Origin of the sequence: Petrotoga sp. 9PW.55.5.1 (assembly GCF_003265365.1) — a bacterium.
Classification (GTDB): Bacteria; Thermotogota; Thermotogae; order Petrotogales; family Petrotogaceae; genus Petrotoga.
Genome location: NZ_AUPM01000045.1, coordinates 1 through 15075, shown reverse-complemented (window position 1 = coordinate 15075; position 15075 = coordinate 1). Strand labels below are relative to the sequence as shown.

General features: G+C 31.0%; 11 protein-coding genes. 10 read left to right on the top strand and 1 reads right to left on the bottom strand.

From position 1 onward, the window contains the following. Positions 1-277: 277 nt before the first annotated feature. The 10 genes from PW5551_RS06725 (at position 278) to PW5551_RS06680 (ending at position 13247) form a co-directional block, all read left to right on the top strand. Complete coding sequence (locus tag PW5551_RS06725; RefSeq protein WP_113075024.1) at positions 278-577, top strand: YggT family protein; 300 nt, start codon at positions 278-280, stop codon at positions 575-577. Between the two features lie 8 nt (positions 578-585). Beyond that, positions 586-1410 carry an NAD(+)/NADH kinase gene (locus PW5551_RS06720; protein WP_113075023.1) on the top strand — a complete coding sequence of 275 codons (825 nt, stop codon included), beginning with the start codon at positions 586-588 and terminating at the stop codon, positions 1408-1410. 34 nt (positions 1411-1444) lie between these two features. Continuing rightward, entirely contained in the window at positions 1445-1975 is a 531-nt protein-coding gene (locus PW5551_RS06715) for a PhoU domain-containing protein (RefSeq protein ID WP_113075022.1), read from the top strand. A 275-nt stretch (positions 1976-2250) separates the two neighbouring features. Continuing rightward, a complete protein-coding gene (locus tag PW5551_RS06710; protein WP_113075021.1) occupies positions 2251-5658 on the top strand; it encodes a YjgP/YjgQ family permease in 3408 nt (1135 codons plus the stop codon). A 21-nt stretch (positions 5659-5679) separates the two neighbouring features. After that, positions 5680-6354 (top strand): uracil-DNA glycosylase family protein, encoded by a 675-nt coding sequence (locus PW5551_RS06705; RefSeq protein ID WP_113075020.1) that lies wholly within the window; start codon positions 5680-5682, stop codon positions 6352-6354. 2 nt (positions 6355-6356) lie between these two features. Further along, positions 6357-9881 (top strand): chromosome segregation protein SMC, encoded by a 3525-nt coding sequence (gene smc / locus PW5551_RS06700; RefSeq protein WP_158526156.1) that lies wholly within the window; start codon positions 6357-6359, stop codon positions 9879-9881. Further along, positions 9878-10330, top strand: coding sequence for a methylated-DNA--[protein]-cysteine S-methyltransferase (locus tag PW5551_RS06695; protein ID WP_113075018.1), 453 nt, complete (start codon positions 9878-9880; stop codon positions 10328-10330). The genes smc and PW5551_RS06695 overlap by 4 nt, the downstream gene beginning before the upstream one ends. 74 nt (positions 10331-10404) lie before the next feature. Beyond that, positions 10405-11646 (top strand): nicotinate phosphoribosyltransferase, encoded by a 1242-nt coding sequence (locus tag PW5551_RS06690; protein WP_370445930.1) that lies wholly within the window; start codon positions 10405-10407, stop codon positions 11644-11646. 17 nt (positions 11647-11663) lie between these two features. Continuing rightward, complete coding sequence (locus PW5551_RS06685) at positions 11664-12287, top strand: hypothetical protein (RefSeq protein ID WP_113075016.1); 624 nt, start codon at positions 11664-11666, stop codon at positions 12285-12287. Positions 12288-12299: 12 nt separating this feature from the next. Next, positions 12300-13247: an enolase C-terminal domain-like protein gene (locus tag PW5551_RS06680; RefSeq protein WP_113075015.1), complete on the top strand. Its 948-nt coding sequence runs from the start codon at positions 12300-12302 to the stop codon at positions 13245-13247. A gap of 108 nt (positions 13248-13355) precedes the next feature. Here PW5551_RS06680 and gdhA read toward each other — a convergent pair whose 3' ends face one another. Then, complete coding sequence (gene gdhA / locus PW5551_RS06675; protein ID WP_113075014.1) at positions 13356-14720, bottom strand: NADP-specific glutamate dehydrogenase; 1365 nt, start codon at positions 14718-14720, stop codon at positions 13356-13358. Positions 14721-15075: the final 355 nt, after the last annotated feature.

Below are 15075 nucleotides of genomic sequence, written 5' to 3'. Positions count from 1 at the left end.
ATCCACCCCTTCGAGGAAGGGGAATAGAAATGACTACCCCGTCTGCTGCCACACCCCGGCTGCGACAAAGAACGTCGCATCCACCCCTCTCAAGAGGAGAATTTCTATTACATTTACCCCTTCGAGGAAGGGGAATTGAACCAAAATACTTCTTCTTACGTCTTTCTAACCAATTGTTTTCACGGACATTTAATATGATCTAATGGGCGTACTGAACGTATGATATTATGATATAATTATAAATAAATATAACTAATTCAAGCCTGAGGAGGAAATTATGTTTGTAATAGCAAATTTATTATTAGCCTTAGCCAGTGTTTTAAGAATCATGATTGTATTTTTTGAATTATGTATAATTATATCAGCCCTTTTAAGTTTTATAATGCCTTTTCAATACAGCAAAATTCGTGTTTTCATAGACTCGTCTGCAAACATTATACTAAATCCAATTAGGAAATTCATTCCCACAGTTATTGGAAGTATAGATTTTTCCCCTATGATTGCATTTTTAATTCTATTCTTTTTGGATAGATTTTTAGTACAATCTTTGTTAGAATTAGGATATTTGTTAAGGTAGTGTATTTAATGAAGTTTTTTGTTTTTTACAATCCTTTGAAAGTTTCTGATGAAGAGTTAGAAGATGAAATACTAAAACCGTTTAAAGAAAGCAACATTGAAATAATAGACTCTGCAGCAGCTGGATCTTCCCTAGATGAAGAGAAAGCAAAAACTGCAGATTATTTTCTTGTTTTTGGTGGTGATGGAACAGTATTAAAGATTGCTGAAATAGCTGCTTTATATTCAAAACCCGTGATAGCTGTAAACTTGGGAAATTTAGGTTTTTTAAGTTCTTATTCTAACAGTGAAATGAGTGAATTAATCAAAGATATAAAGAATAATGAAATTTCTTTTTCAGCAAGAACCCTTTTGGAATGCCATGTTGGAGCTAAAAAAGTTACAGTATTAAACGATATCGTCTTGCTGAAAAGTCAACCTCTTGGTACAATGAATGTTGAAGTAAGAATTCAAGAACATCTTCTGTTTTCTTTTTCAGGTGATGGATTGATCGTATCAACTCCTACCGGTTCTACAGCATATGCCTTATCTGCTGGTGGTCCAATTATACATCCAGATTTAAATGTTGTTCAACTTATACCTTTGGCTGCACACGCCCTGAATATTAGACCTTTTATTGCCCCACCAGATCAAAAAATTGAAATAACCTTGAAAAATATGAGTCAAGGTTTTGCATATGTTACTGGTGATGGAGACATTGTTCATAAAATGGAACCGGGTATGTCCGTATATGTAACGACCAGTGAGCATACGATTGAATTGGCCCAAAGAAACGGATATAATTATCTAAATGCTTTAGATAAAAAATTAGGTTTCGGCAGACATTTTGAATAATTTTTTTGTTTATTCCCACTGGAGGTAAACTGAATTGTTTAGAGGAGATAATGCCCATCAAATCAACAATGTTAGTTTAAATCGCTTAGTAAGGTATTTGAATAATGTTCTAAGAATGGGCAGAATAGTTCAAGAAATGTACTATAAATTTGCAGATGCTTACACAGAAAGAAATCACGAACTCTCCAATGAGGTTATTAAACAAGATGACAGAATCGATTATTTAGAAGCTACTTTAAACTATGAAAGTGCAATACTCTTATCTTCAAACCAGTATACTGGAATCTATTTAAAAGCATGCTTCATGAGTTCAAAATTAGTTCAAATATTTGAGTATATGGGAGATCTATGCGAAAAGAATTCCAAATTAAATATCGAGATTCTTAAAACCCCAAGTAGTATTAATGTTGCCAACTTCGAAGATTCTGTGACTCTTGTAAAAGAAAATCTTTCCGATGTTTTGTCCCTTTTTTCTGATTTTATCAATATCGAAGCAAATAAACTAAAAACCGAAAAAGTCAAAGAAGATTTTTTTCGCAAAGCTAAAAAAAAGTTGTATTGTTAATGGTGAAATAAATTCTCTAATAGAAGCATACAAATCATATCTGTATAAATCTAAAGAATCGTTAAAAGCATCTTCACTACATATAGAAATATTGAACAACTTGGTAACCTTCTCTGACTTAACAACTAATATTTCAGAAAATATAATCTGGGCATTGACCGGAGAATTATATAAATGTAGAAAAAACGATTTAGAACTCTTCTATTTTCTGGGAGAAGATTTAGAATGAGAAAGCTTTTTAAATATGTTTCTATTGAATTCATCCCCCTTTTTTTATGGGTATAGTAGCTTTTATTGTCTTTGTTAGTGTTGAATTACTATATCAATTATCAGAAATAATAGTTAGGAACAACGTCGGTTTTTCAAAATTATTAATATTAATTTGGTATCACCTGCCCTATTTTATTTCCATGGGTATACCGGTTGGAGTTCTATTTGGAATATTTTGGGTGATTTCAAAGCTCTCCTCTGGAAATGAAATAATAGCTTTACAAACTTTGGGAATACCTATGAAGAAATTGGTTATTCCTTTTCTTACAATCTCAATTGTACTTTCTTTTTTTACCTTCGTTTTGTTTGATACAATAGTTCCCCATTCTAATTATAAAGCTAAAGAGGCAATGGCTTTGTATGTCTACCAAAGACCCGAAACACAAATTGAAGAAAACCAATTTGTAGATGTTGGAGATGGGAGATACCTGTTTGTAAAACAGATAGACAGAGAAACTGGCGTATTATATGACGTATTATTGTACGAAGTTAAAAAGAATTACACCGCAGTTTTTAATGCTCAAAAAGCGGAAAAAGGTTTAGACGGTTGGTACATGTCGAATGGAAGAATGTTTAGAACAAATAAAGATGGTTTTCTCGATTTGGATATAACTTTTGATCAGCTAGAATTGGATATCCAACAGGATGTTGAAGAGTTTCTAAACTTCTCCAAAGGTGCCAACGAAATGACTAGTAAAGAACTAAAGGAAAAGATTGACACATTTTCTAAGTTAGGCTTAGATGTTTCTGGGTTAATTGTTTCTTACCAATCAAAATTCGCTAATTCATTGGCGCCGTTAGTTATATGTATATTGGGAATAGCCTTATCTTTATTCTTAAATTTAACAAGTAAATCTTGGAGTGTAATAACAACATTCGCTCTAGTAGTAATTTATCAAGGTTCTGGAGCTTGGCTTTCTGCTTTAGGAAAAGAGAAGATTATAAATCCACAGATATCTGTATGGATTCCAAATATAATCTTTGGAAGTATAGGGTTGATTTTATTCCTAATCTTAGACACGAGATTTTCCTACAAAATTTTAGAGCCTATAAAAAGAGTTTTCTCAGTAATATTCATTATTTTTATAGGTATTCCACTTTACTCCGCTCCTGTTAACATTACAAGTAGTACTTTTACTTTAAGTGATAATTTATTGTATTTGTATGATGGAGTCTATGTAGAATATGAGGGTTCTATTATCAAAGCTGATTCTGCTCAGGGTGAATTAAACGATGATGGAACCATTAAAAAAGCAACCTTTTACGGAAATGTAAATTATCTGTATGAAGACATATCGATTCAGGCTTCAGAAGTAACGGTAAATTTTGATGAAGATTCTGCTATTTTTTTAAACTCATATACTATACAAAAGTATCAAGGCATAAAAGAAGTAGATGTTAGAATCTGGTCTGAAAAAATAGAAAAACCAATGCAACAAAATTTGATAGAAAGCAAAGCTACCAAGATAACCACTTGTGAGGACTGTATTACATACTATTTTTCTGCCGGAAAAGTTGATATATTCCCTGGGTATTTTTTAATCGCCAGAGATGTTGTTTTGAGTTTTTTCGGAGTTCCCGTTTTATATTTGCCATTTTATTTTCAGAGTTTATCCGAAGATGAAGAAGAGCCATTTTCATTAACTTTCGGTTATAATAACAATGCGTTTTCTTTAGCTACTGAGATTAATTATAAATTTGATAATGGATCTAAGGTAAAATTATTGTATAATACTTCCAGTGATATGGTTACAGGAGATACAGAAAAAACCACATATTTTAGGTATTCTTTCCCTTTTTGGTATGGAAGATTGAATTTGTTTTCAACGGTAAATATGCCAAATGAATTGAGGGACAATTTAGGATTTTATTATCAGTTTTTTGAATATGATGAAAGATCAAGATTAGAATTTAAATTGGAACCATTTATACATGAAAAAGATCTATCTTTAAACATTCCCAAGTTAGAAACCAGTTTTGGAGACTTAAAAAATATAAAATCATCCGTGCACTGGAATCCTGAAGGATTTGAAGAAATATTATTTTTGAATGTTGAATCCCAAGCCTTTCAAAAAAGGTATGGAAGATCTTTAATATCTTTGTCAAAAATTAAAGTAAATTCTCATTCATACGGAGACATAACAGGTCTTACATTAACGGATATTTGGAATAATAAAGAAACAGAGATAGACCTTGCTGGGAAATACAGTTTTTATCAACCCTATGCTAAAATGTACGGGAATTTTAATTATTCTTATACAACCCAAGGAACTAAAACTACTGAAAATAGGATAATTTTCACGAATACATTTACATACAAAGATACACTTTACGAGATCAAAAACAAGGATTTTTTTAATCTGAAGTTTAATATGGAGGATAGCATAAGATTCAATTATAGAAAAGATTTTATTCCTAATCAAACCTATTCTATGGGAAAGTCATACTTTGATTATTCTTTAGAACCTGGAATAGATATTAAACTCGGGATTTTAGAAGTTGGGAATTCTTTGGAATATATAAAGGTATTAGAAAACTCCCTTACCCCTTCTGCAACAGACGAAATAAATTATAATGATTACATAGGTTATTCGTTTTCACTGTTTAATAAGAATTTTACCAACTCAGCAAAATTAAGTAGAAGTTTTGATCTAAAAAATATGGAAAATTTTCCGCCTGATACAAAAGGATTGACCCTTAGTACACAAACCGGTTTGAACGTATTTTCTACACAAAATACAATTCAAACAAGGACAAAATTTGATGTGTCTAATCCTGATAGCATAATCCCAGATAATACAAATGTAAAAATAAATAACGTTATAGGTAATTTCACTCATAGAAGCGAATTTGACTATGATCATCAGGAAGAAATAAAAGTTGAATATATTGAAAACAGAGAAATTTTTCGATACAATAGAAATCGATTAAGAATAGACTATGATTACTATACACATAAAGAAACTCTCAAGCAAAAAATCCCAGAAATTTACACCAATTATACATTTTATTATGATGGACATAAGATATTTGGAGATTTTGATATGAAAGAAGAATACACCTTATACGATTTGGAAATTAATTTCTTGGAAAAAAACTCACAATATTCTTTTGGACTAGATCAAACGTACAAAGTTTCAGAGTATTTAAAAACGGGTTTTGACTTAAAAAACAGGGATAAAAGCGAGTTTGCATCAATATCTTTTAACTACGATCTCATCGATAGTTCATGGACGTTTTCTGAGTTTGAAATCCAAAAAAAGATAGTATGTTGGACTTTAAACATTAGATCTAAATTTGCAGTTTTACCTGAACCAAAAATTGATTCTTTTCAGATCTCTTTCTTCATAAACTATATTCCTGACAAGAACATATCCTATGGTGATGAAGGGTTTGAATTTGGTTTGATGTAAAAAAATCAGGAGGAATTAAAAATGTTACTATACGGAGACAAAGATAAGCAAAATTCAATTGAAATGATTGCCAAAAGAATAGAAAAGTGTGAAAAATGCCCTTTATATCTTACAAGAACGAATACTGTTCCGGGTTCAGGAAATGTTGAATCTCCAATAATGTTTGTTGGAGAAGGGCCTGGTGCTGATGAAGATGCAATGGGAGAACCTTTTGTTGGAAGAGCGGGACAACTGCTTGAAAAAATGCTTCAAGAAAAGGCAAAGATAGAAAGAAAAGACGTTTTTATAACAAACATTGTAAAATGCCGTCCGCCACAAAATAGAGTTCCCACTGAAGAAGAAGTCAAAAGTTGCCAATCGTATTTGGATGCTCAGATAATAGTTATCCAGCCCAAAATTATAGTAACGTTAGGAAACACCCCCTTGAACTATTTTACAGGAGAAAATAAAATCACTCAATCAAGAGGGAGATTCTTTGATTGGTACGGAGAAATAAAGATATTTCCAACTTTTCATCCTAGTTATCTTTTAAGAAATCAAAGTCAAAAAAATGGCTCTCCAAGATGGTTTGCTTATCTAGATATGACGGTAATAGGACTAATGTATAGGAAACTGAAAAAAGGTGATAAGATTAGTGAAGTAGCAAAAACCATAGAAAAAAGGATAAAAAGCATCGAACAATCTGGAGGAGTTTAACATTGAAACTTTTATCTCTAGAGATAGAGGGATTTAAAAGTTTTGGAAAAAGGACTTTTTTCAATCTAGACAAAAACGTCATAGCCATAATAGGGCCTAATGGATCAGGAAAATCGAATATAGTCGATGCAATAAGATGGCTATTGGGTGAGCAATCTCAAAAGAGAATTAGAATATCAGAAAAAGATGATGTTCTTCATATAGGCAGTAACGGAAGTGATTCTTCTTCTGTTGCAAAAGTTTCGTTAGTTGTTGAGAATGAAAAAAGCGAAAAAATTAAAATAACAAAAATTATGGAAAAAGACTCTTCTAACAAATATTATATAAATAATAAAGTATCGACACTCAAAGAGTTACAAAATCTTTTCAACAAAGGCGCGGGAAAAAGTTTTTATTCTATTATAGGGCAAGGCCAAATAGGAGAAATTGTAAACTCCTCTCCAGAAAGTATCAGAGATGTTGTGCTAGATGCTTCTAACATCGCAGGATATTTAGAAAAGAAAGAAAGATCCATCAGCCTTCTCGACAAAGCAAACGAAAACCTTGAAAGAATAAACGACCTGTTATTCGTTATTGACAAAAGATTAAAATCACTTTCAATTAGAGCTGGAAGGGCAAAAAAGCATATAGAATATAAAGAAGAAATTAAAAGAATAGGTAAAAAATACTTTGGAGCCACAAAAGTTAAATATTTAAAAGGAATAGAAACACTCGAACAAGAAAAAGAAAATAACTCTCAAAAGATCAAAGAGTTATTGTCTAATCTTTTTGATATAGAAAGAAGTTACAGAAGTCTCAAAGACGAAATAGAAAGTGTTGATAAACAACTATCTCTAAACGGAGATATGATAGAAAATTATCGTCAAAGGCTCAGAAGTATTGAAACTGAAAAGGTCCAGCTAACAGAAGAATTAAACTCAAACAATTCATCGATGTTAAGTAAGCAATGGGAAATGAACTCTCTAAAAGAAAAAATAGAGAACCTTGAAGAACAACTTCGGCAGATTACAATCCAAGAAGAAAAGTTTAGAAAAGAAAAAGAAACAAATGAACAAAAGACAAACTCAATAGATGATAAAAAAAACAAGATCTTAGAAGATTTAAATATAAAAGAAAGAACGATTAAAGAATTAGAATATCAATTACAAAATATAATTAAGAAAAATTTAGTTGATGAAAATAAGTTTAAAGAACTTGAAAAAAAGCACATAACCAACGAAGAAAGAATAAGCCTTCTAGATGAACAGATTGAATCATTAAAATCACAACTCGAAAAAAATTCTCAAAAATTAGAAGAAGTTGAAGAAATTTTAGCTAAATCCGAAGGAAGCGAAAAAAAAATTGAAACGTCCTTAAAGGAAGAAATGGAAAAAGTAAAAAAGATTGAAAATTATTGTAGAACCCTAACGATAGAAATTGACTCATTACAGCAAAAAGAAAAAAATCTCTATTACACACACCAATCACTTGATAGACAAATAAACGAATATGAAGGATACTCATCAACCATAAAAGATTTTTTTAAATATTTCAACAATGATCCCAACGTTGTTGATGTAGTTGCAAACTTGATAGAAACTGACGAAAAATATGAAGAAGCTGTATCTACTATTGCAGGAGCAAGACTTCAAAATATAGTAATAAAAGAATCTTCTAAAGCAAAAGATTATTTAAATGTTATAAAAAAGAATAACAATGGGAAGATAACTTTTCTACCACTAGATTTACTAAAAATCAGAGTAAGTTTACAAAAATCATTCTTAAATGAACCCGGTACTATAGATTTTGTTATAAACATAGTGAATTATAACAATGAATACAAAAAAGTTATGGAGTATGTTTTTTCTAACTCCCTTTTGGTTGTTGACATTGAAACGGCTATAAAGTTATCAAAAATCAATTATCCAGGAAACATAGTAACTCTTGGCGGGGAATTGGTTTACTCTTCAGGAGCTATAACAGGGGGAAAATCAAAATACGATCACTCTTCCACTATATTAAAAAGGAAAAGAGAATTAGAAGATATAAACCAACAATTACAATCGATAAAAGAACAATTAAATACAAAAGAGAACGAGTTTAAAAAATGGAAAGAAGAATTAATTAAACGAAAGGAAAAAGTAGAAAGTATAAAAGATGAGTTAAGAGAAATAACTTCCAAAAAGAATATTCACAACTTCGACTACAAAAAGATAAAAGAAGAAGTAAAAAATCTGGAAAATAATATAGCTCAATATACTGAGAAAAAATTTGGTTACGAACAAGAAAATGAAGATATAGCCAAAAATATAATGTTGATAAAACAGGAAAGGCAAAACAATACTCAAGAAACTTCACAAATTACTAAAAAAATAAACGATTTAAAAGAAGAAGTTCAAAAAAGCAAAAATAATTTAAATCAAATAGAGAAAGAGCTTTTAGAAAAATCAATGGAATTAAAAAGTGTCAAAGAAAAGTACGAATACTATAAAAACCAAAAAATAAATATTGAAAAAGAGTTGAAAGAAACAAAGATAAATCTAGAAGAAACAGAAAAAATCCATAAAAATTTAAAAGAAAAAAATGTGGAGATAAAAAAATCTATTGAAGATCTTTCAGAAGAAAGTGAAACACTAAATAGCGAAATTTCTAAATTATTTGATATGATGAAACAAAGTAGAACAGGAAAACACGACAAATCAAAAGATTTAGAAAAGTATGAAAATCAAATAAATCAATTAAAAGAAAAAGTAAACTCTATCAAACAAAAAAATCAAGAAATAGAGTTTGAAATAAAAGAAACAAACCATAACATAGAATTTTTAAAAGAAAAAGCACAAAATTTGGATATTATAGAAAATGAGTATGAACTAAAAGAATTACCAAATAATGAGATTAAAGCATTGGAGAACAAACTAAACGATTTAGAAAATTCGTTAAAAAAGCTTGGATCTGTTGATTTAACGGTTTTAGATGAATATGAAGAGGTAGAGAAAGAATATAAAGAAAATCTTAAAAATAAAGAAGATATATTAAGTTCTATAAACTCGCTTAAAAAAACAATAAAAACGCTTGATGAAGAAGCTGAAAATCAATTTAATGCTTTCTTTAACAGTTTAAATCAAGAATTTTCTCAATTCATATCCAAACTCTTTCCAAATGGTTATGGAGAGTTAAAGTTAGATGGAGAAGGGAAAAATTTTGAGAAGGGGATTCAGATTTCCGTTAAAAAAGCAGGAAGCAACTTTCAAAAACTTTCGTTATTTTCTGGGGGTGAAAAGGCGTTAATAGCTATAGCCTTTTTATTTGCCATAATGAGTCTCAATCCAAGTCCTTTTTACATATTAGATGAAATAGATGCCCCGCTTGATGATTTAAACGCTTCAAAAATAGCTGATTTGATATTAGAAAATTCAAAAAAATCACAATTTCTAATAATTACCCATAACAAAATAGTTATGGAAATAGCAGAAATTTTCTATGGGATAACTATGAGAGAAGGAATAACTTACCTAGTCCCTGTGGATTTTAAGGAGTTAGAAAGATGAACGTAGTTCTAGACACAAAAGTGGGAAGTATTGTTATACAAATAGAAAATAATAAAATAAAAAAAATCGAGTTAGTATCTCAACATTTAGAAAACACTTTTGATTCTAAAACCAAAAAATATTTTGATATAATATATTCATACCTATTTGGGAATCTAAAGAGGATTCCTGAAATTTTTTTTAATTTTCCAGGGAAAACAAAATTTGCAAAGAATGTATACGAAGAGTTATATAAAATGCAAAAGGGAAACACCATAACTTACAAAGAATTGGCTTTAAAAGCGGGAAATTCAAAAGCATCTAGAGCAGTTGGTGTACTTATGAAAAACAACCCATTACCGATAATAATTCCATGTCATAGGGTAATAAAAAGTGATGGCAGCTTAGGAGGTTTCAGCGCAGGGATAGACTGGAAACAATACTTATTAAATATAGAAAAAAGAAGGTGAACATTTTGAATCAAATTGAACCTCACACCAGACTTCATCCAAAATTATTTAAAGTGCCGATTGACAAAATAAGAATGGGATATTATACCGACAAATATTTTACTAGATATGTTGAAGTTCTAAAAAAAGACAAAAGGAAAGTTAACGTAACATACCAATTTTTCCCTAGAAAAGACTGTGTCGTTGTGGGAATAGATGAAGCTTTAGCCCTTTTAAGATATGGAACTGGATACTACAAAGATGAAAGTAAAGCACAAGAAACTTTCGACGAAATATTAAAGATAGAAAAATCCCTTCAAGATGCTTCTACACGAATGGATAAAGAAGATTTACTAAAGTGCACATCTAAAAAATGGGATCTAAGAATGCTATTAAATAGTTACTGGGTTGACAAATGGAATGAAATTGAAGTTCTTGCCTTATATGATGGGGATGAAGCTAAAAAGATGGAACCTGTTTTTGTAATAAAAGGAAATCCGGCTTTTTTTGGTCATTTAGAAACGATGCTTCTAGGTGTGATGGCTAGAGCCACAAGTACGGCTACTGCGGTAAAAAAAGTTGTAAAAGTGTCAAAAGGAAAACCTATTTTATTTTTCAGCGCCAGATTTGATCACTTTTGGGTTCAAACGACTGACGGATATGCCGCTTTAAAAGCCGGTGCTTTCGGAGTTTCAACGGATGCTAATGCGGACTATTGGGGTGTTGAATCTTTAGGTACTATACCACATGCCCTAATTGCTGCATACAACGGAAGTACATCCGCAGCTTCAATTGCCTTTAACAATTACATCGATGGGCATGTTAACCGGATGGTACTAGTAGACTGGGACAACGATGTAATTGGAACAACCATAAAAGTTGCTAAAGATTTTTATAAATATTTATATAACAAAGAGCCGAATATAGAAAACAAAGATCTGTCAAAAATAATTGGTAAGGGAAAAGATAAAATATGGGCTGTAAGATTTGATACTTCAGGTTCTCTTAGGGATAAATCAGTAATTCCAAAAGATAAATCCTCTTTGGGTGTAAATCCTGAAATGGTTTGGAGAGCAAGAAAGAAATTTGACGAACTAGGGATGAATGAATTAAAAATAATGGTTTCGGGAGGTTTCAACGAAGAAAAAATAGATCTATTCGAAACGCTAGATGTTCCTGTAGATCTTTACGGGGTGGGATCATCTTTGATGAAAGAAAAAGTAGATTTCACTGCAGACATAGTAGAAGTAGATGGAAAACCATGTGCTAAAGTTGGAAGGAAAAAAGGAGACTTTTCAAGGTTAAAAATTGTCGAAAAAAAATATTGGGAAGAATAAAATATTGGAGGTAAATAATGTTTCCAATCAATATATTTCTAAGTCATTTTGTATCAGACTATGCGTTCACCAATGTCTATTCAGAAAAATTTTTAGATAAATCAGACTATTATAAGCACATAATATGGTTTCTTTTGGTATTTCTTGCTTTTAATTTTGATATGTTAAATGGATGGGCAGCTTTAGTGGTAATAGGCTCTCTTTTATTACATACAGGAATTGATATTTACAGAATAAAAAAACAAAAAGCTAACTTTTATATTGAGCTGATCTTCTTAGGCATCTTTTTTCTTATTTCTTATGTTTTCAGGAACTTATTTCTAAATTCATTTTTATCAAATGTATTTCAACTATATATAGTAGGAATGGTTGTAGCAACTAGTTTTGGAAGTTTCCTTTTTAGGACTTTCAATGTACTTAAAAAAGAAGAAAAAGATACGATAGGTGCTTCAGAAAGGTTAGCTATATTTATATTCATCTTAGCCCAGCAATACTTATGGGTTCTAATAGCTATTGGAGCAGGAATCGCATATAAATTATTATTTGTAAAAGAAAAAAATTTTAAAGAAATGATTTTCTCTCCAACATACGCAATTATAACTTCTCTTTTATGGTTAATACTAATGCTGGGAATATTTTAAGAAAGGAAAATTATGAAAGAAAGAATACGAGACGTATATTATTGGCAAGAAAGAACCCTATTAAAAAATTTAAACATAGAATGGCAAGAACATGCCCTTTTTAAAATAGTTGATAAAAATGGAAACTACGGAGTAGGAGCAGCTACTCCCGATCCTTTTTATGGAGAAACATTTAAAACAACCATGGCTATTCTAGAACTATTAAGAGATCTAATTGAAAATACTGAAAACATTGAAAACATCCCCGATATTGAAAAAAAAGTAAATGAAAAAATAAAAAAAGACAATACTTCAAAAACTGCTATCTATTTAGCTATATATAATTACATAAACAATAAGTATAATTTTGAAATAACAAACCTTCTCTTTCCTTCAAATAATAATCAATTCCAAGAAACTTTATTTAGAGTCTTTTGGAAAAAAGATGTAAATCTCTTTGATGTAGTTAATAATATACAAAAAAATAATCAAATAATCAAAATAGAATATTTAGAAAAACCTTCAGAATTAGATATAAAAGACACACTAAAGATATTTAGAAATACAAAACTATGGATCGATTTTAACGGGTTACTAAATTACCATGAATTAAAACAAGTATTGAATCAATTAAAAAATTATAATGTGGTTGCCTTAGAGCAACCACTAGCGAAAAACAAAGAAAGTATATTAAAAAACACCGAAGTAGGTTATCCCATATACTGGGATGAATCAATAGAACAATCAGAAGACATATTAAGATTATCAGAAATAACAAATGGAATTGTAGTTGATATAACAAAAGTTGGTGGATTAACAAACCTCAAAAAAATATATGATATCGCAAACACTCTAAATATTGAAACCGTATTATCCACACGAATAGAACATCCTTTAAACCTAGAATACTCTAATAAAATCAAAAATGCGTTTGACATTGTTGATTTGGATATAAAGCATTACCTCCAATATCAGGTTTAATTCCCCTTCCTCGAAGGGGTGGATGCAGCGTTTTGTGCTGCAGACGGGGTAGTCGGTTAATTCCCCTTCACAGAAGGGGAATTCTATTATACTCTTCTTCCGAGAATTTTACACCAAACCTTGAGATATCATTGCATTGGCAACTTTTTGGAATCCAACTACGTTAGCTCCAAAGACTAAGTCATCTTCTTTGTTGTATTCTTTTGCAGTTATTTTTATGTTTTGATATATGTTTGTCATTATTTCCTTCAATTTTTTGTCAACTTCTTCAAAGGTCCAGGAATCCCACATGGCGTTTTGAGACATTTCAAGTGCAGAAGTTGCAACTCCTCCTGCATTGGCAGCTTTCGCTGGTATGAGTACTACATTGTTTATTTGAAAGTATTCAATAGCCTCTAATGTGCTCGGCATGTTAGCTCCTTCCCCAACGATCTTTACTCCGTTTTTTACGAGTTCTTTTGCTTCGTCTATATCTATTTCATTTTGAGTTGCACATGGTAGGGCTATATCGCAGTCTAATTTCCAGATGTTTTTACTTTTATTTTCATAATCAGCGTTCGGATGAACTTCTAGGTATTCTACTATTCTTCCTCTTCTTCCTTCTTTTATTTCAATTACTGTATCTAGATCTATTCCTTGTGGGTCATATACAGCTCCATCTGAATCACTCATTGCTATAACTATTGCTCCTAGTTCTATTGCTTTTTGAGCAGCATAAATTGCTGCGTTTCCCGAACCTGATATTACAACTTTTTTTCCTTCAAAAGATTCCCCTTGATCTTTTAGTACTTCATTTACAATGTAAACTAAGCCATATCCTGTTGCTTCTGTTCTTAATAAACTTCCTCCCCAGTTTATGCCTTTTCCTGTGAGAGCACCTGCTTCAAATTTGTTTGTTATTCTTTTGTATTGTCCAAATAAATATCCTATTTCTCTGGCACCTACTCCTATGTCTCCGGCTGGAATGTCTGTTTTTTCACCGATATGTCTGTAAAGTTCGGTCATGAAGCTTTGACAGAATCTCATGACTTCAGCGTCTGATTTTCCTTTTGGATCAAAATCACTACCGCCTTTTCCACCACCTATCGGCCTTCCTGTTAATGCATTTTTGAATGTTTGTTCGAATGCGAGAAATTTCATAATACCTGGATACACTGTTGGATGGAATCGTAATCCTCCTTTATATGGCCCCAATGCGGAGTTAAATTCGATTCTATATCCTCTGTTCACACGGATTCTTCCTTTATCGTCCGTCCAAGGTACTCTGAAATATACCTGCCTTTCTGGTTCAGTTAACCTTTCTAATATAGCATTTTCTTCGTATTCTGGATGCGCTTCTATGAAAGGTCTTATAGATTCGAGAACTTCTCTAACTGCTTGATGAAATTCAGTTTCTCCAGGGTTTTTTACTATTACCCTTTCGATTATCCGATCGACGTATTCTTCTTGCGTTCTTTCTAGGTATTCTTTCATTTGTAACTCCTCCCTTTTTTTACTCCCCGGTTTGGTAATTAAATTAAGAAAAGTTTTTCGTGGTTAATAAATTATTGAAATTTATTTCATTATTTCTAATTCTATGTTATTTTTATATTTAGCTTTTCTTTGTTGCGATTATACACCCTTTTGGCGATTTTACAAAATTAGAAAATTCCTATTCTAATTTTTTTGAAATATATTGTTTATGGTTTTTTGTGGTTTTTTAGTAGAATTTAGTTGTTTGTGTGTTAATAAAATAGTTGCAAAGTTATAACAAAACATTTAAATTGCGTGAAGGGTTAATATAATAGAATTTCTCTCTTGAGAGGTATGTGGGTTTAAATTCCCCTCA